The organism is Streptomyces sp. NPDC029169 (assembly GCF_055563935.1).
Genome location: NZ_JBVHXA010000024.1, coordinates 63,276 through 84,573, shown reverse-complemented (window position 1 = coordinate 84,573; position 21,298 = coordinate 63,276). Strand labels below are relative to the sequence as shown.

Here is a 21,298-nt window from a genome sequence, read left to right as displayed (position 1 = left end):
TTTCCCCCCTCCCACACCGCCCCCTCCGTGGGGGGGAGGGGCGGAGGAGCCACCCAACAAAAAAGCGGGGTGGGGGGGGGGGGAAAAACCCCCCCGCGGGGGGGGCCCGGGACCCCCCCCCCCCGCGGCTCGCGGACATCGCGGCCCAGTCCGGGGTCAGCGAGGCCACGGTCAGCCGCGTCCTCAACGGCAAGGCGGGCGTGGCCGGCGCGACCCGGCACCGTGTCCTGGCCGCGCTCGACGTGCTCGGATACGAGCGTCCCGTACGGCTGAAACGCCGCAGCGCGGGCCTGGTCGGCCTGGTTGTGCCCGAGCTGACCAACCCGATCTTCCCGGCGTTCGCCCAGGTCATCGAGCAGGTCCTGGCCGGGCACGGCTATACCCCGGTGCTCTGCACGCAGATGCCGGGCGGGGCCACCGAGGACGAGCTGGTCGAGCAGCTGGAGGAGCGCGGGGTCACCGGCATCATCTTCCTCTCCGGGCTGCACGCGGACGCCGCCGCCGACCCGGAACGGTACGTCCGACTGGCCGCGCGGGGCGTCCCGTTCGTCCTCATCAACGGCTACAACGAGCGGATCGACGCCAACTTCGTCTCGCCCGACGACCGGGCGGCGGCGCGGATGGCCGTACGGCACCTGGTCGAGCTGGGCCACGAGCGGATCGGCCTGGCGATCGGGCCGACCCGCTACGTACCCTCGCGCCGCAAGGCGGAGGGCTTCGCGACGGAGCTGCACGCGGCGCTGGGTCTGGACCGGGTGGAGGCCGAACGGTACATCCGTCCCACGCTGTTCGGCGTCGAGGGCGGGCACGCGGCGGCCGACATCCTGCTCGACCAGGGCTGCACCGGGATCGTCTGCGGCTCCGACCTGATGGCGCTCGGCGCGATCCGCGCGGTGCGCGCCCGGGGCCTGGACGTGCCCGGTGACGTGTCGGTCGTCGGCTTCGACGACTCGCCGCTGATCGCCTTCACCGATCCGCCGCTCTCCACCGTGCGCCAGCCCGTGCAGGCGATGGCGACGGCGGCGGTGGGGGCGCTCCTGGAGGAGGTGGAGGGGAACCCCGTGCAGCGCACGGAGTTCGTCTTCCAGCCGGAGCTGGTGGTCCGGGGCTCCACGGCACAGCCACCGGCCGGTCACTCGCTGCAACTGCTTGCGTAATCGCTTGCGTTGAGGGGTGTCGAGGGGTCCAAAGGGTTGACCCGGCCCGAGGGCGCTCGTACGGTCACGGCTGAAAACAGTTGCTGTCATTTTCGGCAACTTCTTGCGACAGGGACGTCGTCAGGAGGACAACATGGCCAGAAAGACCGTGGCCGCTGCACTCGCCTTTGTGGCGGGAGCCGCTGTGGCCGTCACGGCGCCCGCCCCCGCGCAGGCCGCCCCACCCGGCACGAAGGACGTCACCGCGGTGATGTTCGAGTGGAAGTTCGCCTCGGTGGCCAAGGCCTGCACGGACCAGCTCGGTCCGGCCGGGTACGGCTACGTACAGGTGTCGCCGCCCCAGGAACGAATACAGGGCTCGACCTGGTGGACCGCGTACCAGCCCGTCAGCTACAAGATCGCCGGACCGCTCGGCGACCGCACCGCCTTCAAGAGCATGGTCGACACCTGTCACGCGGCGGGCGTGAAGGTCGTCGCCGACACCGTCATCAACCACATGGCGAACGCGTCGGGCACGGGAACGGGCGGGACCTCGTTCTCCAAGTACGACTACCCCGGCCTCTACTCGGGCGCCGACATGGACGACTGCCGGTCCGCCATCTCGAACTACCAGGACCGGGCGAACGTCCAGAACTGCGAACTCGTGCAGCTGCCCGACCTCGACACCGGCGAGGACTGGGTGCGGGGCCGGATCGCCGCGTACATGAACGACCTGCTCTCGCTCGGCGTGGACGGCTTCCGCGTCGACGCGGCCAAGCACATGCCGGCCGCGGACCTCGCGAACATCAAGTCACGGCTGAGCAACCCGGGCGTCTACTGGAAGCAGGAGGCGATCTACGGCGCGGGTGAGGCGGTCTCGCCCAGCGAGTACCTCGGCAACGGGGACGTGCAGGAGTTCCGTTACGCGCGGGACCTCAAGCGGATCTTCGGCTCGGAGAAGCTCGCCTACCTGAGCAACTTCGGCGAGTCCTGGGGCTACATGTCGTCGGGCTCGTCCGGTGTCTTCGTGGACAACCACGACACCGAGCGCGGCGGCGACACCCTCAACTACAAGTGGGGTTCGACGTACACCCTCGCCTCGGTCTTCATGCTGGCCTGGCCGTACGGCTCCCCGGACGTCCACTCCGGCTACGAGTGGACCGACAAGGACGCGGGCGCGCCGAACGGCGGCCAGGTGAACGCCTGTTACAGCGACGGCTGGAAGTGCCAGCACGCGTGGCGCGAGATCGCCTCGATGGTGGGCCTCCGCAACGCGGCCCGGGGCACGGCGGTCGGCAACTGGTGGGACAACGGCAACAACGCGATCGCGTTCGGGCGGGGCGACAAGGCGTACGTCGCCATCAACCACGAGGGCACGGCGCTGAGCCGGACGTTCCAGACGGGGCTGCCGGCCGGCACGTACTGCGACGTCCAGACGGACATGCCCGTGACGGTGAACTCGGCGGGCCAGTTCACGGCGACGCTGGGCGCGCACACGGCGCTCGCGCTGCACGTGAACGCGAAGACGTGTGGGACGGCGCCGGCGGTGGCTGGTGCCTCCTTCAACGTCAACGCCACGACGTCCGTCGGCCAGAACGTCTACGTCACCGGCAACCGCGCCGAGCTGGGCAACTGGTCCTCGTCCGCGGCCCTGAAGCTGGACCCGGCGTCGTACCCGGTCTGGAAGCTGGACGTCGCCCTGCCCGCGGGCACGTCCTTCGAGTACAAGTACCTCCGCAAGGACGAGGCGGGCAACGTGACCTGGGAGTCCGGCGCCAACCGCGTCGCGACGGTCCCGTCCTCGGGCCAGATCGTCCTGAACGACACGTTCCGCAGCTGACCTCCCCTCCCCACAGGGCCGCCCCCGCAGGGGCGGCCCTCCTTCCCGTACCTCCAGGGAGAGAATCTCCGTGATACCCAAGAGAACGGCGGCCGCCGTGGCCGTCGCGCTGTGTGCCGCCATGGTGCCGGCCCTGCCGGCCTCCGCCGCGCCCCCACCGCCGCCTTCAGACCGGGCGCTCGCCGCGCAGCCCGCGCGCCACGACCTCACGCGGGAGCAGTTCTACTTCGTCCTGCCCGACCGCTTCGCCAACGGCGACACGGCCAACGACCGCGGCGGTCTCACCGGCACCCGGCTCCAGACCGGGTTCGACCCCGCCGACAAGGGCTTCTACCAGGGCGGCGACCTCAAGGGGCTCACGAAGAGGCTTGACTACATCAAGGGCCTCGGCACCACCGCCATCTGGCTCGCGCCCATCTTCAAGAACCAGCCCGTGCAGGGCACCGGCAAGGACGCCAGCGCCGGCTACCACGGCTACTGGATCACCGACTTCACCCAGGTCGACCCGCACTTCGGCACCAACGCCGACCTGGAGAAGCTCATCGACCGGGCCCACGCCAAGGGCATGAAGGTCTTCTTCGACGTCATCACCAACCACACCGCCGACGTCGTCGACTACAAGGAGAAGTCCTCCACCTACCTCTCCAAGGGCGCCTTCCCCTACCTGGCCAAGAACGGCGTCCCCTTCGACGACCGCACCGCCGACCCCTTCCCGGCCGTCGACAAGGACTCCTTCCCCCGCACCCCCGTCGTCCCCGCCGAGAAGAAGGACCTCAAGGTCCCCTCCTGGCTCAACGACCCGACGATGTACCACAACCGGGGCGACTCGACCTTCGCCGGCGAGTCCTCCCAGTACGGCGACTTCGTCGGCCTGGACGACCTGTGGACCGAGCGCCCCGAGGTCGTCGAGGGCATGGAGAAGATCTACCAGCGCTGGGTGCGCGACTTCGACATCGACGGCTTCCGCATCGACACCGTCAAGCACGTCGACACCGCGTTCTGGACCCAGTGGGCCACCGCCCTCGACGAGTACGCCGCCCGCCGCGGCCGCGACGACTTCTTCATGTTCGGCGAGGTCTACTCCGCCGACCCGGCGATCACCGCCCCGTACGTCACCGAGGGCCGCCTCGACGCCACCCTCGACTTCCCCTTCCAGGACGCCGCCCGCACCTTCGCCTCCCAGGGCGGTTCGGCGGACAGGCTGGCGAACCTCTTCGCCCAGGACTACCGCTACACCACCGACAAGGCCAACGCCTACGAGTCGGTGCCCTTCCTCGGCAACCACGACATGGGCCGCTTCGGCACCTTCCTCAAGCAGGACAACCCGAAGGCCGACGACGCCGAACTCCTCCAGCGCTACCGGCTCGCCAACGAGCTGATGTTCCTCACCCGCGGCAACCCCGTCGTCTACTACGGCGACGAGCAGGGCTACACCGGCGCCGGCGGCGACAAGGACGCCCGCCAGACCCTCTTCGCGTCGCAGACCGCCGACTACCTGGACGACGACCAGCTCGGCACCGACCGCACCCACGCCGCCGACGCGTACGACACCGCCCACCCCCTCTACCGCCAGATCGCCGCCCTGTCCGCGCTCACGAAGAAGCACCCCGCGCTGCGCGACGGCGTCCAGGAGCAGCGGTACGCCGAGGGTTCCGTCTACGCCTTCTCCCGTACCGACGCCCGCGCGAAGACCGAGTACGTCGTCGCCGCGAACAGCGCCACCGAGGCGAAGACCGTCACCGTGCCCGTCGACTCCGCCGACTTCCGTGTCCTGTACGGAGGTCAGGGCGCCCTCCACGCGGAGAACGGCAAGGTCACCGTCACCGTCCCGGCCCTCTCCTCCCTGGTCCTGAAGGCCGAGGGCGCCCTGCCGGCCCCGGCCACCGCTCCGACCGTCACCCTCAAGGCCCCCGCCGCCGGCGCCACCGGCACCGTCGAGGTCTCCGCCGACGTCGACGGCGGGCAGCTCAACCGCGTCGTCTTCGCCGCCCAGACCGGCAACGGACCGTGGCAGGTCCTCGGCTCCGCCGACCACGCCCCGTACAAGGTCACCCAGAAGGTCACCGCCCCCGCCGGAACGGCCCTGCGCTACAAGGCCGTCGTCGTCGACAGCGCCGGCCGCACCGCGAGCGCGACCGCGCAGACCACCAGCGGCGCCCCGGCCGTCGAACAGCCGCCGACCGCCACCCAGCGCGACTACGCGATCGTCCACTACAAGCGCCCCGCCGGGGACTACGCCGACTGGGGCCTCTACACCTGGGGCGACATCGCCGATGGCGAAGGCACCACCTGGCCCGCCGGGAAGCCGTTCACCGGCCGTGACGCGTACGGCGCCTTCGCCTACGTCAAGCTCAAGCCCGGCGCCTCCTCGGTCGGCTTCATCGCCGTGAACAAGGACGGCGTGAAGGACACCGACGCCGACCGGACCATCGACCTCTCCCGTACCGGCGAGGTCTGGATCGAGCAGGGCAAGAGCGAGGTCCTGAACGCCGCGCCCGAGGGTGCGTACCCGCCGCAGGACACGACGAAGGCTGTGCTGCACTACAAGCGGGCCGACGGGGACTACGCGGGCTGGGGTCTGCACACCTGGACCGGCGCCGCGAACCCCACCGACTGGAGCAGGCCGCTGGAGCCCGTCCGCACCGATGCCTACGGAGCGGTCTACGAAGTCCCGCTCGCGGCCGGCGCGACCTCCCTCTCGTACATCCTGCACAAGGGCGACGAGAAGGACCTGCCCGCCGACCAGTCCCTCGACCTGAAGGCCAACGGCCACGAGGTCTGGCTGCTCGCCGGCCAGGAGAAGTACCTGCTCCCGCAGCCCAAGGGCAGCGGCGCCGCGCTCGACCTCACCAAGGCCCAGGCCGTCTGGATCGACGAGACCACGCTCGCCTGGAACGGCAGCGAAGCCGCCGCCTCCACCGCCCTCCTCTCCTCCCGCGACGGCTCGCTCACGGTCACGGACGGGACGCTCACCGGCGACCGTCAGATGCTGCGCCTCACCAGGACCGAACTGACCGACGCGCAGAAGGCCGCCTTCCCCCACCTGAAGTCGTACGGAGCCTTCACCGTCGACCCGCGCGACCGCGACAGGATCCGCGAGGCCCTCAAGGGCCAGCTCTTGGCCGCCCAGTACGCGGCGAACGGCGCCGTCCTGACCGCCACCGGCGTCCAGCTCGCCGGTGTCCTCGACGACCTCTACGCGCCGAAGGCGACCACCGCGGCTCTCGGCCCGGTGTTCCGCGACGGCCGTCCCACGCTGTCGCTCTGGGCCCCCACCGCCCAGTCCGTCGCCCTCGAACTCGACGGCAAGGCCGTGCCCATGCGCCGCGACGACGCCTCCGGCGTCTGGTCGGTCACCGGCACGCGCGCGTGGACCGGAAAGCCGTACCGGTACGTGGTGAAGGTCTGGGCGCCCAGCGTCCGGCAGCTCGTCACCAACAAGGTCACCGACCCCTACTCCACCGCCCTGACCACCGACTCGGCCCAGAGCCTGATCGTCGACCTCGCGGACCCGGCCCTCGCGCCGAAGGGCTGGACCGGCCTGAAGAAGCCCACGGCCGTGCCGCTCCGGGACGCCCAGATCCAGGAGCTGCACATCCGCGACTTCTCGATCGCGGACGGCACCGCCGTCCCGGAGCACAAGGGCACCTACCTCGCCTTCACCGACCCCGGCAGCAAGGGCTCGCAGCACCTGAAGGCTCTGGCCGCCTCCGGCACCTCCTACGTCCACCTGCTCCCGGCCTTCGACATCGGCACCATCCCCGAGAAGAAGTCCGCGCAGACCGTCCCCGCCTGCGACCTGAAGGTCTACGCCCCCGACTCCGAGGAGCAGCAGGCCTGTGTGGCCGCCGCCGCGGCCAAGGACGCCTACAACTGGGGCTACGACCCGCTGCACTACACCGTCCCCGAGGGCTCCTACGCCACCGACCCCGAAGGCACCCGCCGCACGGTCGAGTTCCGGCAGATGGTCCAGTCGCTCAACGGCGCCGGACTGCGCACGGTCATGGACGTCGTCTACAACCACACCGTCGCCGCCGGCCAGGCCGACAAGTCCGTCCTGGACCGGATCGTGCCCGGCTACTACCAGCGGCTCCAGGCCGACGGCTCCGTCGCCACCTCCACCTGCTGCGCCAACACCGCGCCCGAGAACGCCATGATGGGCAAGCTCGTCGTGGACTCGGTCGTCACCTGGGCCAAGGAGTACAAGGTGGACGGCTTCCGCTTCGACCTCATGGGCCACCACCCGAAGGAGAACATCCTCGCGGTCCGCAAGGCGCTTGACGCACTGACCGTCGACAAGGACGGCGTCGACGGGAAGGCGATCGTCCTCTACGGCGAAGGCTGGAACTTCGGCGAGATCGCCGACGACGCGCGCTTCGTCCAGGCCACCCAGAAGAACATGGCCGGCACCGGGATCGCGACCTTCTCGGACCGGGCCCGTGACGCCGTGCGCGGCGGCGGCCCCTTCGATGAGGACCCGGGTGTCCAGGGCTTCGCCTCGGGCCTGTTCACCGACCCGAACGCGTCGACGGCCAACGGGACCCCGGCCGAGCAGAAGGCCCGACTCCTGCACTACCAGGACCTGATCAAGGTCGGCCTCTCCGGCAACCTGGCGTCCTACTCGTTCACCGACACCTCCGGCCGTACGGTCAAGGGCTCCCAGGTCGACTACAACGGCTCCCCGGCGGGCTACGCGGCGGCCCCCGGCGACGCCCTCGCCTACGCCGACGCCCACGACAACGAGACCCTGTACGACGCGCTCGCCTTCAAGCTCCCCGCGCGCACGTCCCCGGCCGACCGGGCCAGGATGCAGGTCCTCGCCATGGCGACGGCGACGCTCTCCCAGGGCCCCGCGCTCTCCCAGGCGGGCTCGGACCTGCTGCGTTCCAAGTCGCTCGACCGCAACTCGTACGACAGCGGTGACTGGTTCAACGCGATCCACTGGGACTGCCGGAACGGCAACGGCTTCGGCCGCGGGCTGCCGCCGGCGGCCGACAACAGGTCCAAGTGGGGCTTCGGAAAGTCGCTGCTCACCGCCCCGTCCCTGACGGTCGGCTGCGAGCAGATCGACGGCGCCTCGGCCGCCTACCGGGACCTGCAGAGCATCCGTACGGCCGAGCCCGCCTTCTCCCTCGCCACCGCCGGACAGGTCCAGGACGCCCTGTCCTTCCCGCTCTCCGGCACCGGCGAGACCCCGGGCGTGATCACCATGCGCCTCGGCGACCTGGTCGTGGTCTTCAACGCCACCCCGGACCAGCAGACGCAGCGCATCACGAACCTGGCCGGAAAGGGCTACGCCCTGCACCCGCTCCAGGCGAAGGGCACGGACCCGACGGTCAAGTCCGCCTCCTACGAGGCGACCTCGGGCACCTTCACCGTCCCGGCCCGCACGGTGGCCGTCTTCAAGGCGTGGTGAGCGCCTTCTCAAGAAGAGTGACCCCGTAACGCGTGCCGTCGGCGGCGAGCTTTCCCGGCTCGTCGCCGACGGCCGTATAGCCCGCGGTCTCGTAGTACGTCCGCAGCCGAGGATTGCTCGACACACAGTCCAGCCGGGCCACCCCGCGGCCCGCGGCCGCGATCCGCCCCTCCGCGTGCGCGAGGAGCGCGCGGCCCGCGCCGGCCGGGGCGGCCGCCCGGTCGGTCATCAGCCGGTGGACATAACCGGCGACCGGCGGCTGCGGCCCCCACGCCTGCTCGTCCTCCCACCACAGCTCGTACGCCCCGACGGCCCGCCCCCCATGGGCCGCCAGCCACACCTCGCCCGCCGCGATCCGCGCCCGGAAGTGCTCCCCGCTCTTGTCGCCCGGCTTCCACTGGTCGATCCCGTTACGCACCATCCAGCGCGCCGCCCCGTCGAACAACCCCACCAGAAGGTCGAGATCGCGGTCGTCCGCCTGCCGGAAGGTCACTTGTGTGCTCATGGCGATCACCGTAAAGGTGTGCCCAGACATCCGTACGACCGGGAGTGACCCTTCATGCCGCAGATCACCGTGGACTACTCCGCGCCTCTCGACCGGCGCGGCTTCGCGCTCGCGCTGCATCCGCTCGTCGTGGAGACGGTCGACACGCAGCTCGACAGCTGCAAGACCCGCTTCCGCGAGGTCGAGGAGTTCGTCGTCGGGGGCGGTGCGACCGACGACCTCGTCGTCCACGTCGAGATCGCGCTGCTGCCCGGCCGCGCGGACGAGACGAAGGCCCGCCTCACGGAGGCCGTGCTCGCGCTGCTGCCCGCGTACCTCAAGGAGAAGGAGGGCGTACGGATCTCCGCCGAGGTGCGCGATCTCGAAGCGTCCTACCGCAAGGCCTGACTACGGCAGCCGCTGAGCCGGCACGCGCGGCGCCAGCGCCATGAGGCGGCCCACCAGGTCGCCGAACGGCCCGTCGGCCGGCTCGTCGGCGAGGATGCGGACCAGGATGTCCGCCATCTCCGTGTCGTACGCCGCGCTCACCGCCGCCAGCGCCGCGAAGTCGTGCACGAGCTGCATCTCCAGCTCCGCGCGCGGCACCCGGCGCCTGTCCAGCCAGATCAGCGCCGTCGACTCGGCCAGCGACACCCAGGAACGGACGACCAGTTCGAGCCGGGCCGAGGGGCGCTCGACCTCCAGGTGGGCCAGGATCTGCTCGTACGCGGCCTGCCGCACCTCGTCGATCATCGCGTTCGTCGTGGAGGAGCCCACCGCGGGACCGCCCCGCATCAGCGCCGCGAAACCCGGGCCGTGATCGTCGACGAAGTCGAAGAACCGCCCCATCACCCGCAGCAGCCGCGCGCCCAGCGGCCCCTGCGGCGGCTCCAGGAACCGGGCGGCCAGCTCGTCCGCCGCCCGCCGCAGCGCAGCCTCGTACAGGCTCTGCTTGCCGGGGAAGTAGTGGTAGACCAGCGGCCGCGAGATCCCCGCGGCCGCGGCGATCTCGTCGATGGACACCTCGTCGGGAGAGCGGTGGCTGAACAGCTCCAGAGCCACCCCGATCAGCTGCTGCTTGCGCTCCTCGACGCCCATCCTGCGGCGCACCCCGGTCGTCATGCGAACAGCCTAACCGCCGTCCGTTACGCTCCCACGACATGAGCACCTCCGGTTTGAGCCCGAAGCAGGCCCGCCAACTGCGCATAGCGGCCGCGTCCGTGCTGCTGGTCGTCATGGCGGCGGTCCTGGCGATCCGGCTCGCGAGCCGTACGTCGGTCCTGGTCGTCGGTGTGTACGGACTGGCCATGATCCTCTGCGGCGTCGTGATCGAGCTCTCCCGCAACGGACGTACCCGTCTGGGCACCTGGCTCCTGGTGGGCGGTCTCGCCGCCGCGCTCGCCTTCGACTGGCTGATCCTGCCGTAGCACGGCCTCAGGACGCCGTGCGGAGCGAGTGCCCCAGGGGCGAGCAGCCGTAGAAGACCTCCCGGCCGCTGCGGTTGCGGGTCAGCAGCCCGCCGGCGTGCAGCACCTTGAGGTGCTGGCTGACCGCGCCCGGGGTCATCGACAGCCGGCGGGCCAGGATCGACGTGGTCGCCGGTTCGGCGAGGGCGACGAGGATCCGGGCCCGGGTGCGGCCGATCAGTGCGTCGAGCGCCTCGGTCGTCGGCACGGTCCCCTGCTGCCACACTGTCGCCACTCCAGGGACCGGATAGACCAGCGTCGGCTGGTACGGCTCCGCCATCACCGACGTGTCCGGCCAGAAGAACACGCTCGGCACGAGGATCAGACCGTCCCCGCGCAGCGGGCCGCTGCGGCGCCATTCCCGGGTGCGGACCCGGAGTCGGCCGTCGTCCCAACTGATGTTCCGATGCAGGTCGTTGAACATTACGGCCGCACCGTCGCGGGTGAGCTGCCGGGAGCGGCGCAGCACCTCCGACTCGAACAGTCCCCGGATCTGCGGCCAGTACGGAGCGAGGGCCGTGTCCCAGTAACGGCTCAGCTGGGCCGCGGCCAAGGCGAGACCGGCGACCGGGTCGGCCAGGAACTCCCGTACGGGTGGTGTGTGCGCGGCCGGCAGGCGAGCGGCCCCCGCCGCCGCCTCGACAAGGTCCGCCGACGCCACCAGGTCGAGCTCCTCCGCGATGTCCGGCAGCGGCCCGGTGGGCGCCGGAGTCAGGAAGTGCGCGTAGTAGGGCCCCAGCGGGACGAGCGCGAACAGCAGCCGCAGGTCCAGGGAGCCCAGGCGCGGGCGGACGGCCCGGATCCAGGGCAGATGAAGGGCGTGCCGCCCGGGGTCCTGGAGCGTCCGCAGGCTCGCCACGGTCTCGGAGAGCGGAGAGAAGGCGAAGCGCAGGCGGGCGAGATCGGCGGGGGCGAAGTCGAACTCCGCGCACGGCGGGGGCGGGGCGGCGGAGGATTCAGGCACGGCTGAAACATTTACCGAGCCGGGGCCGGGTGGTCAACCATCGTCACCGAGGCGGACGCCTCACTCCATCTCCCCATCCCAGCAAAGGACTTGGCCATGACGAGCCCCTTCCACCGGCCCCTCACCACCGACAACGCCGTGCTCCTGCTGGTCGACCACCAGATCGGACTCTTCACCGGCGTACGGGACATGGGCGTCGAGGAGCTGAAGCACAACGTCGTCGCCCTGGCCCGGGCGGCCCTGCGCCTCGACGTCCCGGTCGTCGTCACCACCACGTCGGCCGACGGCCTGTGGGGGCCGCTGATCCCCGAACTCCAGGACGTCCTGCCGAAGGACCTGGACGTGATCGACCGGTCCACGGTCAACGCCTGGCACGACGACCGCGTCCGCGGCGCGGTCGAAGCCGCCGGCCGGGACCGGATCATCGTGGCGGGGACCTCCCTGGAGGTCTGCGCCGCACTGCCGGCGATCGCGGCCACCGCCGCCGGATACACCGCCCACGTGGCCGTGGACGCCTCGGGCACCTTCTCGGCGGTCAAGAGGGAGACCGGCCTGCTCCGCCTCCAGCAGGCCGGTGTGATCGTGAGCGACTACGCCAGCCTGGTGGTGGAGATGCTCGCGGACAACGCCCACCCGATCGCCCCGCACGTGTACCAGGACGTCGACATGCCGTTCGCCGCGCTCGTGGGACAGCTCGCCGCCGCGCGCTGGCTCTAGAGGTCGAGGACCAGCCGCTCTCCGGCGCAGCGCGAGACGCAGATCAGCATCGAGTCGGCGCGCTCCGCGTCGGTGAGCAGTTCGTCGCGGTGGTCGATCTCGCCCTCCACGACGCGCTGTCGGCAGGTCCCGCAGAAGCCCTGCTCGCAGGAGTACAGGAGGCCGGGCACCTCGGTCCGGACCGCGGCGAGGACCGACTGGTCCGGCGCCACCGTCACCGTACGTCCGGAGCGGCGCAGTTCGACCTCGAACGGGGCGCCGCCGGCCGTGGCGGCAGGGGTGAAGCGCTCCAGGCGGGGTGACCGGCCCTCGGGCATCGCGGCGGCGACCGCGTCCATCAGCCCGTCCGGGCCGCAGCAGTACACCGCCGTCTCCTCGGGGACCTCGGCGAGGAAGCCAAGGTCGGGGCGGCCCGACTCGTCCTCGGCGACCACGGTCACCCGGGCGCCGCCGAGCTTCTCGATCGCGTCGAGGTAGGGCAGGGTGGCGCGGCTGCGTCCGCAGTACAGCAGCCGCCAGTCGGCGCCGGCCGCCTCCGCCGCGCGCAGCATCGGCAGGACGGGGGTGATGCCGATGCCGCCCGCCACGAAGACGTACGCGGGGGCGGCGAGAAGCGGGAAGCGGTTGCGCGGCCCGCGGATCTCGAGCTCCGTGCCCACGTGGAGCTGTTCGTGCACCTCGCGCGAGCCGCCCCGGCCGTCCTCGATGAGGCGGGTCGCGACCGTGTACGTGTCGGTGTCGGCCGGGTCGCCGCACAGCGAGTACTGGCGCACCGCGCCCGACGGCAGCACCAGGTCGACATGGGCGCCTGGCTGCCAGGCGGGCAGGCCGCTGCCTTCGAGGCGGAGTTGGACCACGCCGTCGGCGGGCTCGGTGCGCTCGGTGACCTGGACCCGCCGGGTGACGGTCGAGAGGCGGCCGCGGCCCGATATCGGCTCGTCGAGGGTGGGCATCGGCCACAGCGGGGCGGCGTTGATCCGGCGGCGCATGGCCCGTTTGGCGAGGACGGCGGCCCCGGCGAGCAGGACGACGGTACGGAGACGGGGCATGTCAGCGGCCTCCGTTGGCGCCGGGGGAGTTGGCCAGATACGCGACGGCCTGCGCCGTGTTCCCCTCCTGGGAGGGGTGGTAGGCCCGGCTCAGATAGCGCGGGATGGCCCGGAGCAGATCGGGCGTGGACGGCAGCACGCCCTCCTGGCCCTTGCGGACGAGCTGGCCGACCGAGGCCCTGCCGTTGACGAGGGTGGGGTCGTTCTCCATGAAGAAGCGGGTGCCGCGCTGCCAGAGAAAGACCATCGCGGCGAAGGCGGTGGCCCAGGTGCGGGCGCGGCGCCGGTAGCCGCCGTCGAGGTGCATGAACAGCTCGAAGGCGACGGACCGGTGCTCGACCTCCTCCGCGCCGTGCCAGCGCAGCAGGTCCAGCATGGTCGGGTCGGCGCCCCGCCGGTCCAACTCTTCGGCGTTGAGGACCCAGTTGCCGAGGAAGGCGGTGTAGTGCTCGATGGCGGCGATGAGCGCGACCCGCTCGAGCAGCCACCAGCGGCGCGCCCGTCCGGGCGGCAGGGTCCGGTCGCCCAGCAGCTTCTCGAAGAACCAGTCGACCTGGGCGGTGTACGGAGTGGGGTCCAGGCCGAGCTTCTTGAGGTGCGGGAGCACGTCGTCGTGCGCCTGGGAGTGGACGGCCTCCTGGCCGATGAAGCCGATGACGTCGGTACGCAGCCGGTCGTCGGTGATGAACGGGAGCACCTGCTTGTAGACGTGCACGAACCACCGCTCGCCGGCGGGGAGGAGCAGGTGCAGCACGTTGATGGTGTGGGTCGTGAACGGGTCGCCGGGAACCCAGTGGAGCGGGGTCTCCTCCCAGTCGAAGGAGACCTTGCGGGCCTTGAGCTCGATGTGCTCCGACGCCACCGGTGCAGGCTGCGTATTAGACATGCCGTCAATGTACTGAGGGGTAAGCGGTTGGCAACAGGGTCGTGCACGAGATTTCGCCGGGAGGTTGCGCGGGTGCCGGGCTGCCCGGTCGCTCGGCGGGAGCCGGCGCCGCCCGGGTGCCTGGTCGCTCGTCCGCCCGGCTGTCTGGCAGGGAGCCGGCAGCCGGGCGGGCCGCCGGGGTGCCTGGCCGCCCGTCCGACCGGCTGCCCGAGTGCCTGGCCCCCGGCCGGGAGCCAGCGCCGCCCGGGTGCCCGAGTGCTGGGCCGGGAGCCAGCGCCGCCGCCCGACTGCCCGGATGGCTGGTCGCTCGTTCGCCCGCCCGCCAGCCCGCCCGGATGCCTGGTCGCTCGTCCGCCCGGATACCCGGCAGCCCGGGTTTCTGGCCGCCCGTCCCACCCGTCCGCCCGGGTGCCAGGTCGCCCGTCCGCCCGGCTGCCCGAGTGCCTGGCCGCCGGCCGGGAGTCGGCGCTGCCCGGCCGCCCGGGTGCCGGGCCGGGAGTCGGCGCCGCCCGCCCCGTCCGCCTGTCCACCCGGCTGCCCCGGTGCACCGGCTGGCGCAGTGCTAGCGCAGTGCGCCCACCCTCGTGCCGTTCTTCAGCGTGCCGTCCAGGTCCGCGCGGGCGCCGGCCTTCGCCATCACCGCGAGCAGGCGGCCGTCCGCCGCGCCCGTCACCCCGCCCGTGGTCCGCAGCGACACGAACTCCCCGCTGCCCGCCGCCAGGACGTACCACTGGCCGCTCTTCGCCTGCCACAGCACCCCAGCCAGGACCCGCGGCTCGCGCACCCCGCACGCCGGGGACTCCTCCGCCCGCGCCACGACGGCCGCGGCCACCCCCGGCGCCGGGACCTGGAACTGGGCGAGGACCCGGCTCCCCGTGCCCCGCCAGGTCTCCGCCCGCGCGCACACCCAGGCCGCCCGGCCCCCGTCCTCCGGAAGCCGCTGCTCGGCGAACGGCCAGGCGTTCACCGACCGCACCCCGTGCGAGCGGACCGCCGTCAGCCCGCAGGCCGTCCGCGCCCAGACCGCCCGCGCCGCCTCGCCCGTCACGTCCTTGGGGGCCGCCGGTGGCCCCGAGGTCAGCCGGGCGGGCGCCAGCTCGCCGAGATCGGCGAGGAGCCGCACGCCCGTCGCGTCCCGCACCTGGAGCGTGTTCCACGCCGTGCATCCGCGCGCCTGCGCCGGGCTGAGCATCGGATCCGTCACCCCGTGCGCGTCCCGGGCGAGCCGCCAGGGCTCCTTCGCCGGCGCCAACAGGTCCCGTACGGCCGTGTCCCGCACCCAAGGAGCCGTCAGGTAGCGCACGTTGGCCGTCGTACGGGAGAGGACGAGGGCCGCCGAGCCAGCCACGTCGGCCCCGTCCGTACGCGCGAAGTCCAGCGCCGCCCCGGCCGTCCCGGCCATCGGCTCCGCGTACCGCACCGCCCGCAGCCCGTCGTGGAGCAGTACCACGCGCGACCCGTCCACCTCGCCCGCGTACAGCAGCTGCGGCGAGCCCATCGGCGGTCCGACCGGCGTCCCCGGCGTCGCCGAGGACCGCACCGAACCGCCGGGCCGTGCCCACACCGCGAGCGCCCGCCGCAGCAGTGCCCGGTCGTCCACCAGGCCGCCCCGGGCCGGCCACACCGAGAAGTCGGTCCGCGCCGAGCGCTGCCAGAACCCTGCCGGGACGCGTCTCAGCTTCCCCGGGTCGAGGGCCGCCTCGGCGGCCGGATTGCGGGCGTACGACGGTGCTGCGGCGCCGCCCGGCCCCCAGCCCTCGCCGGGCAGACCGAGGAGCGTCCCGCACACCAGGACGGCCGCCGCCGCGGCGACCGCCGCCCTGCCGTGCTGACGGCGGCGCATCAGATCCGTCGGCCTGGCCTGGAGCGAGCACGGATCGAACTCGGGCGAGTCGAGCAGCGCGTACAGGGCCTCCACCCCGTCCGCCTCCGCGACCGCCGCCTCCGGCTCCGCCACCCCGGCCGCGCCGAGCACCCGCAGCACCTCCGGATCCCCCTGCCGCTCAAGGCCCCGCAGCACGTAGGCCGCGCGCGCCGGCCCGGACAGGGCGGAGAGCTTCTGGTCCAGGGCCAGTTCGTCGGCGCCGCCCGCGCGCGGGAACAGCCGCAGGCCCCACACCTGCGGTAGCAGCGGCGGGAACTGCGCCCGCTGCGGCAGCGCCCGGCGCCGCAGCGGCAGCCCCGCGACGAGCGCCTGCCGGAGCACCTCGCCCCTGACGTACGCGTACCCGGGGTCGACGGCGTCCTCGGCCCGTCGCGCACCGGGAACCCCGCGGCCCCCGGTCCCGGACGTCCGGCGGCTGGGCAGCGAGCGCTGGACGACCGCGTGCGCCGTCAACACCCGCCGGTTGCGCCCCAGGGAGGGCGGCAGCACGAGGTACGCGATCCGGACCAGCCGCGGGTAATGCTCGACGAGCGCGGCCTCGGCCTGCTCGACATCGACCGGGTCGAGGGGGGAGGGGGCGAGTTCCTGGGTGCTCACATTCAGCAGAACGAGCGAATCATCCGATGGTCACCCCGGGGACGACGCCCCCGGCCGCCCTGCACACCGGCCACCGTGCCCGGACCCGAGGCCGCCCCGGGGCAGGCCGTGCGGGTCGCCGGTGCACGCTGTGCGGGCGCCCGGGTCCGGGCCATCGCGACCGCAGGCCGCCCGGGCCAACGCCGTGCGGTCGCCGGGGCGCCGCGGGGTATCGCGGCTGCAGACCGCGCTCACCCCGGGGCACACCGTGCCCGGCGCTCGGGTCCGGGGCAAGCTCACCCCGTGCAACCGAGGCCCGCCGGGGCACGCCGTCCGGCCGCCCGGGCCACGGCGTGCGGCCGCCCCGGTGCCGGGGCTCCCCGGGTCATCGCGGCCGCAGCCGCTCACCTCGCGGCACGACGTGCGCCCGCCCGGGGCAGCCGAGGGCCACCCGGGGCATGCCGTGTGGCCGTCGGTGCCGGGCTCCCCGGGTCACGCGGCCGCAGGCCGCTCACCCCGGACACGTCGTGTGGGCGCCGGAGGCAGGGCCAACGCCGTGTGGGCGCCTGGGTGTCGGGGCTCCCTGGGCCATCGCGGCCGCAGGCCGCTCACCCCGAGGCGGCCGAGGGCCAACCGGGCAACGGCGTGCGGCCGCCCCGGTGCCGGGGCCCCCGGGTCACGCGGCCGCAGGCCGCTCACCCCCGGGCACGCCGGGGAATGCCGGGCGCCACGACCAGCGGCAACCGTGCCCGGACCCGAGGCCGCCCGGGGCACACCGTGCGGGCGCCGGGGCTCTGTGGGGCCTCGCGGCTGCAGGCCGGTCGCCCGGGGCCCGCTGCGCGGTCGCCCGGGGGCACGCTGTGCGGGCGCCGGGGCACGCCGTGGGCCCGCCCGGGCATGCCGTGCGAGCGCCCCGGGTCCGGGGAAATCGCGGTCGCACGGGTGCCTGACGCTCCCCGGATCCTCGCGGCCGCAGGCCGCTCACGCCTCGTAGGCCGTCAGCCGTTCGCGGATCACGGCCGTCACCTCGTCCGGGACGCCCAGGCCCTCCCGTACGTACTTCTCCATCGAGCCGTGCCTGACCGCCACCTCGTCGAGCGCCGCCTCCAGATACTCCGGCACGACGCCGATCAGGGCCAGCGCCAGATCCGGGTCGCCGCCCTGGGCCGTGAAGCCCTCGATCAGCGGCGCGAACACGTGCCGTACCGCCGGATTGACCGACAGATACTCCGCCATGACCGTCTCGTCGTCCGCGCCGAGCAGTGAAAGGACGATCGTCGCCGCCCAGCCCGTACGGTCCTTGCCCGCCGTGCAGTGGAACAGCAGCGGACCGCCGCGCGGATCGCCCAGCTCGGCGAGGAACGCCCGGTAGGAGGCGCGCGCGGACTCGGTGCTCACGAAGGCCCGGTACGTCCGGCCGAAGGCCTCCTGCGCCCGGCCCCCGCCGAGGAACTTCTCGGCGAGCGCCGGGTTGGTCAGCAGCTGCTTCAGGATCGCGGCGGGCGGCAGCCCGCTGGTGGCGAGCTGGTCGGCGAGCACGTCCGCGACGACCACCCGCCCGCCCGGCGGGAGGTGGTCGGGCCACTCGGTGCGCTCGTTCTCCGTACGGAAGTCGACGACCGTACGGATGCCGAGCGCCGACACGACGGGGTCGGCGGGATCGAGCCGGTCGAGCTGCGCGGAGCGGAAGATCCGGCCGGAGCGGACGCTGCGCCCCTCGCCGAGGGGGAGGCCACCCAGGTCGCGGAGGTTGGCGACGGTAGCGGCGGGGATGGCGGGCATGGCGTCGGCTCCTCCATATCGGTACATCATCGGGACGTATCCCACGAAACCGTAACCGATCGGATTCCGCTCACCCTGGCGCGGCCAGGCGGGCAGGATGGGCGGATGCTGATGCGTACGCGACGAACGGCGACAGTGGCGGTGGCGGTGGCGGCGGTGGTCGCGGGGCTCGTGACGCTGACGGGGTGCGAGTCGGCACCCGAGGAGGCGACCGGCACCCTGGAGCAGCTCGCCGCCAAGGCGCAGTGCGCCCCGGACGTCCAGACGGACGCGGCCGAGCTGCGCCAGGCGAAGTGCGCGACGGACGACGGGACGTACGTCCTGACCACCTTCGCGACCGACCGCGGGCAGCGCGAATGGCTCAACCAGTCCAAGGACTACGGCGGTTCGTATCTCGTCGGCCGCAAGTGGACGGTGTCGGGCGACTCCGGGACGGTGGAGAAGGTACGCGAACGGCTCGGCGGTCAGGTCGAGACCACCGAGCCGCACGCGTCGCACGCGTCGCCTTCCTCCGGTTCCTCCGGACACCACTGAGTCAGGAGCAGCGGCGCCCCTCGTTGAGGCAGCTCACCACCCTCCGCATCAGCCGTTCGTCGAAGACGTTGATGAAGTCGCCGTGGTCGGTGACCGGCTTGTGCAGCTGCTCGGGGAACGAGTCGACCGCGAAGCCGGGCCCCGGCGGCACGTCGTAGACGATCCGCTGCACGAGCTGCGGGATGGCGCGGAAGCCGTTGCCGCACCGGCCGCTGGCCGGGTCGGCGAAGGCCACATGGGTGCGGTGGTTGGCGCTGTCGGTGTTCTGTCCGTCCCAGCAGCTCTGGAAGCGGAACGTCCGCACCACCTTGCTGCCCTCCGGGCAGATCGGGTACTTGTCCTTCAGCTGGCGGTCCTCGAAACCGGTGCAGGACCACGAGGCGTTGGCGTTCGCGTCGCCGTTGGTGAAGGCCTTGGCGTCGCCCGTGATGATCCGCAGGAAGCGCGGCATCGCGGTGACCTTGGCGACAGGACTGCCGACGAAGTTCAGGGTGACCTGCGCCGGTGTCTGGATCTCGCCGACGTTCTGGTCCTTGCCGCCGCCGTCCGCCTCCGCGTCGTCCTCCGCCTGCCCGTTCTGGAGCCGGAGCACGGGCCAGTAGTACGTCGAACGGTCGCCCTGGTTGCGGCAGCTGGTCCTGCCCCGGGCCAGGTCTTTGTCACCCGCGAAGGCGTCGTTGGCCTGGTTGCCGACGTAGTCGTGCATATGGTGGGCGCCGTTGCTCACCCCCGGCGCGACGATGACGTTGTCCGGGTTGAACTTGCCGTTCTGGTTCCGCCCGCAGTCGGTGGAGAACGAGCCGCGCGAGGCACCCCGGCGCTGCTGGGGGCGGTTCACGTTCGGCTGTACGGAGAGGATGTCGACGAAGTCGGCTGCCTCGGGCCCGTTCCCGGACTGCCCCTCGGGCTGCCCGGGCTGCTCCTGGTCCTCCTCCCCGCCCTGGTTGTCGTCCGCGCGCAGGGTGCAGGGCGCGAGACTGTCGAGGGACTGGCCGACCAACTGCCCGATCCGCTGGAGGATGTTGAGCCGCTCGTTCCTGAGCGGGGTCAGGATCTGCTGCTCGGCGAAGACCGGGTCGCTCTCCACCCGCTCCCTGTTGTCGGCGAGACGCTGGTACGCGACGGTGATCTGGCTGTCCAGCGTGGCGAGTTCGCGGTCCACCGAGGCCCGTGCGGACTCCGGCACCTCGGACAGCTCCTCCGCGACATCGGGACAGTCGATGGTCGAGACCGCGTTCTGCCGGTCCGGCGGCCGATCGCCCCAGCCCTCGCCGGCCGAGGCGTAGACATTGGCGGCGATCAGGCCGCCCCCGCCCAGAATCAGGGCGACGGAGGCGGCCACCGCTCGTTTCGCGCGTGTGGAACGTTTTCGTGTGCGTCGCATGGGACTTCATACGGACGACGCGCCCCACGCGTTCAGACGATCCGATCCGGACGTCAGTCCGATCGGTCCGACAGGAGGGCGGCCTCCCGCTCGGGGGAGAGACCCAGCGACGGACGGTCCGCGCGCTGCGGCGCCGTCCCGCCGATCGATTCCAGCCAGGCCCAGGTGTCCGCGACCGTCTCCGCCACCGGCCGGCAGCGCAGCCCCGCCGCGAGCGCCTTGGAGACATCGGCCCCGTGGATCGCGTCGTACAGCTCGCCCGGCGGAATCCACACCGGCAGGTCGGACCACGGCTCGACCCCGGCGGCGAGGATCTTCTCCGGGTCGGTCCAGCGCAGCTCCGCGTCGGAGCCGGTCGCCCGCACGCAGGCGTCGAGCAGCTCGCCCATGGTGGTGTGCCCGGGCGGCGAGATCAGGTTGTACGGCCCCGAGAGCCCGGCCTCGGCGGCGTCGAGCGTCCACTCGGCCAGATCGCGCACGTCGACGTACTGCAACGGCAGCGTGCGCGGGCCGGGCGCGAGGACCGGTCCGCCCCGCGCGATCCGGCCCAGCCACCAGGGGAGGCGGCCCACGTTCTCGTACGGGCCGATGATCAGCCCCGCGCGGACCAGGAGGGTGCGGTCCGCGCCGAACGCCCCGACCGCCGCCAGCTCGCCGCCCCGCTTGGCCTCGGCGTACGGCACGTCACCGTCGTCCGGCGAGCCCTCGACCAGCGGACCGTCCTCGGCCAGACCGGCCGCCGGCGGCCAGGCGTAGACCGAACGGCTCGACACATAGACGAATCGACCCGCCCGGTCCGCGAGTAGCCGCGCCGCGTCGCGTACGGCCGAGGGGGCCGCCGACCAGGTGTCGACGACCAGGTCCCAGGCGGGCTTGTCGTCCGGCTTGTCGTCCGGCTTCTCGGCGGGCTTGTCGGTCGAGGTGAGGGCGTCGAGCCCGCCCGGGGCCGTACGGTCGCCGAGCAGCGAGACGCACCCGGCCGGCGGCTCGTGCCTGCCGCGGTGGAAGACCGTCACCTCCCACCCCCGCGCGAGCGCCGCCTCGGCCACGGCGCGCCCCACGAATTCGGTACCACCCAAGATCAGAAGTCTCATGCCACGACTCTGCACCGCGGGACGGACCGGCGCCCAGTCGTTCCTCTACGAGAGGATTCCTCTAGGGGAGGAACCGGGAGGCGGT

16 protein-coding genes are annotated in these 21,298 nt (G+C 72.6%); 7 read left to right on the top strand and 9 right to left on the bottom strand.

The annotated features are described in order from the left end of the window. Positions 1 to 137 precede the first annotated feature (137 nt). The 3 genes from ACZ4VI_RS32915 (at position 138) to pulA (ending at position 8,392) form a co-directional block, all read left to right on the top strand. Entirely contained in the window at positions 138 to 1,157 is a 1,020-nt protein-coding gene (locus ACZ4VI_RS32915; RefSeq protein WP_468005302.1) for a LacI family DNA-binding transcriptional regulator, read from the top strand. Between the two features lie 133 nt (positions 1,158 to 1,290). Further along, on the top strand, positions 1,291 to 2,976 hold the full coding sequence (locus tag ACZ4VI_RS32910; protein ID WP_468005293.1) for a carbohydrate-binding module family 20 domain-containing protein: 1,686 nt from the start codon (positions 1,291 to 1,293) through the stop codon (positions 2,974 to 2,976). 121 nt (positions 2,977 to 3,097) lie between these two features. Beyond that, positions 3,098 to 8,392: a pullulanase-type alpha-1,6-glucosidase gene (gene pulA / locus ACZ4VI_RS32905; RefSeq protein ID WP_468005300.1), complete on the top strand. Its 5,295-nt coding sequence runs from the start codon at positions 3,098 to 3,100 to the stop codon at positions 8,390 to 8,392. Here pulA and ACZ4VI_RS32900 read toward each other — a convergent pair. Beyond that, entirely contained in the window at positions 8,379 to 8,897 is a 519-nt protein-coding gene (locus ACZ4VI_RS32900) for a GNAT family N-acetyltransferase (protein ID WP_468005291.1), read from the bottom strand. The two genes, pulA and ACZ4VI_RS32900, sit on opposite strands and share 14 nt — an antisense overlap. 54 nt (positions 8,898 to 8,951) lie before the next feature. On the opposite strand from ACZ4VI_RS32900, the gene ACZ4VI_RS32895 reads away from it, so the two are divergent. After that, complete coding sequence (locus ACZ4VI_RS32895; RefSeq protein WP_468005290.1) at positions 8,952 to 9,284, top strand: 5-carboxymethyl-2-hydroxymuconate Delta-isomerase; 333 nt, start codon at positions 8,952 to 8,954, stop codon at positions 9,282 to 9,284. Here ACZ4VI_RS32895 and ACZ4VI_RS32890 read toward each other — a convergent pair whose 3' ends face one another. After that, complete coding sequence (locus ACZ4VI_RS32890; protein ID WP_468005288.1) at positions 9,285 to 9,998, bottom strand: TetR/AcrR family transcriptional regulator; 714 nt, start codon at positions 9,996 to 9,998, stop codon at positions 9,285 to 9,287. A gap of 38 nt (positions 9,999 to 10,036) precedes the next feature. Here ACZ4VI_RS32890 and ACZ4VI_RS32885 point away from each other — a divergent pair, with 38 nt between their 5' ends. Then, positions 10,037 to 10,303: a hypothetical protein gene (locus ACZ4VI_RS32885; RefSeq protein ID WP_468005286.1), complete on the top strand. Its 267-nt coding sequence runs from the start codon at positions 10,037 to 10,039 to the stop codon at positions 10,301 to 10,303. 7 nt (positions 10,304 to 10,310) lie between these two features. On the opposite strand, the gene ACZ4VI_RS32880 is transcribed toward ACZ4VI_RS32885, so the two are convergent. After that, on the bottom strand, positions 10,311 to 11,306 hold the full coding sequence (locus ACZ4VI_RS32880; protein WP_468005284.1) for an ArsR/SmtB family transcription factor: 996 nt from the start codon (positions 11,304 to 11,306) through the stop codon (positions 10,311 to 10,313). Between the two features lie 96 nt (positions 11,307 to 11,402). Here ACZ4VI_RS32880 and ACZ4VI_RS32875 point away from each other — a divergent pair, with 96 nt between their 5' ends. Further along, complete coding sequence (locus ACZ4VI_RS32875; RefSeq protein WP_468005282.1) at positions 11,403 to 12,023, top strand: isochorismatase family protein; 621 nt, start codon at positions 11,403 to 11,405, stop codon at positions 12,021 to 12,023. On the opposite strand, the gene ACZ4VI_RS32870 is transcribed toward ACZ4VI_RS32875, so the two are convergent. The 4 genes from ACZ4VI_RS32870 to ACZ4VI_RS32855 form a co-directional block, all read right to left on the bottom strand. Beyond that, a complete protein-coding gene (locus tag ACZ4VI_RS32870; protein WP_468005280.1) occupies positions 12,020 to 13,072 on the bottom strand; it encodes a PDR/VanB family oxidoreductase in 1,053 nt (350 codons plus the stop codon). The genes ACZ4VI_RS32875 and ACZ4VI_RS32870 overlap by 4 nt on opposite strands. 1 nt (position 13,073) lies before the next feature. Beyond that, positions 13,074 to 13,958, bottom strand: coding sequence for a metal-dependent hydrolase (locus ACZ4VI_RS32865; protein ID WP_468005278.1), 885 nt, complete (start codon positions 13,956 to 13,958; stop codon positions 13,074 to 13,076). Between the two features lie 562 nt (positions 13,959 to 14,520). Further along, positions 14,521 to 16,440 (bottom strand): hypothetical protein, encoded by a 1,920-nt coding sequence (locus tag ACZ4VI_RS32860; protein WP_468005276.1) that lies wholly within the window; start codon positions 16,438 to 16,440, stop codon positions 14,521 to 14,523. A gap of 960 nt (positions 16,441 to 17,400) precedes the next feature. Further along, positions 17,401 to 18,201: a tyrosine-protein phosphatase gene (locus tag ACZ4VI_RS32855; RefSeq protein ID WP_468005274.1), complete on the bottom strand. Its 801-nt coding sequence runs from the start codon at positions 18,199 to 18,201 to the stop codon at positions 17,401 to 17,403. A gap of 111 nt (positions 18,202 to 18,312) precedes the next feature. Between ACZ4VI_RS32855 and ACZ4VI_RS32850 the strand changes: the two genes are divergently transcribed. After that, complete coding sequence (locus tag ACZ4VI_RS32850) at positions 18,313 to 18,735, top strand: hypothetical protein (protein WP_468005272.1); 423 nt, start codon at positions 18,313 to 18,315, stop codon at positions 18,733 to 18,735. Position 18,736: 1 nt separating this feature from the next. Here ACZ4VI_RS32850 and ACZ4VI_RS32845 read toward each other — a convergent pair whose 3' ends face one another. Both ACZ4VI_RS32845 and ACZ4VI_RS32840 read right to left on the bottom strand, forming a co-directional pair. After that, positions 18,737 to 20,119, bottom strand: coding sequence for a DUF1996 domain-containing protein (locus tag ACZ4VI_RS32845; protein ID WP_468005270.1), 1,383 nt, complete (start codon positions 20,117 to 20,119; stop codon positions 18,737 to 18,739). A gap of 53 nt (positions 20,120 to 20,172) precedes the next feature. After that, positions 20,173 to 21,213 carry an NAD-dependent epimerase/dehydratase family protein gene (locus tag ACZ4VI_RS32840; protein WP_468005268.1) on the bottom strand — a complete coding sequence of 347 codons (1,041 nt, stop codon included), beginning with the start codon at positions 21,211 to 21,213 and terminating at the stop codon, positions 20,173 to 20,175. Between the last annotated feature and the right edge of the window lie 85 nt (positions 21,214 to 21,298).

Coding starts and splice junctions, on each gene's coding strand:
- ACZ4VI_RS32850 (WP_468005272.1), top strand. CDS start 18,313: ATGCGTACGCGACGAACGGCGACAGTGGCGGTGGCGGTGGCGGCGGTG.
- ACZ4VI_RS32885 (WP_468005286.1), top strand. CDS start 10,037: ATGAGCACCTCCGGTTTGAGCCCGAAGCAGGCCCGCCAACTGCGCATA.
- ACZ4VI_RS32865 (WP_468005278.1), bottom strand. CDS start 13,958: ATGTCTAATACGCAGCCTGCACCGGTGGCGTCGGAGCACATCGAGCTC.
- ACZ4VI_RS32855 (WP_468005274.1), bottom strand. CDS start 18,201: ATGCCCGCCATCCCCGCCGCTACCGTCGCCAACCTCCGCGACCTGGGT.
- ACZ4VI_RS32910 (WP_468005293.1), top strand. CDS start 1,291: ATGGCCAGAAAGACCGTGGCCGCTGCACTCGCCTTTGTGGCGGGAGCC.
- ACZ4VI_RS32890 (WP_468005288.1), bottom strand. CDS start 9,998: ATGACGACCGGGGTGCGCCGCAGGATGGGCGTCGAGGAGCGCAAGCAG.
- ACZ4VI_RS32875 (WP_468005282.1), top strand. CDS start 11,403: ATGACGAGCCCCTTCCACCGGCCCCTCACCACCGACAACGCCGTGCTC.
- ACZ4VI_RS32845 (WP_468005270.1), bottom strand. CDS start 20,119: ATGCGACGCACACGAAAACGTTCCACACGCGCGAAACGAGCGGTGGCC.
- ACZ4VI_RS32895 (WP_468005290.1), top strand. CDS start 8,952: ATGCCGCAGATCACCGTGGACTACTCCGCGCCTCTCGACCGGCGCGGC.
- ACZ4VI_RS32900 (WP_468005291.1), bottom strand. CDS start 8,897: ATGAGCACACAAGTGACCTTCCGGCAGGCGGACGACCGCGATCTCGAC.
- ACZ4VI_RS32840 (WP_468005268.1), bottom strand. CDS start 21,213: ATGAGACTTCTGATCTTGGGTGGTACCGAATTCGTGGGGCGCGCCGTG.
- ACZ4VI_RS32870 (WP_468005280.1), bottom strand. CDS start 13,072: ATGCCCCGTCTCCGTACCGTCGTCCTGCTCGCCGGGGCCGCCGTCCTC.
- pulA (WP_468005300.1), top strand. CDS start 3,098: ATGGTGCCGGCCCTGCCGGCCTCCGCCGCGCCCCCACCGCCGCCTTCA.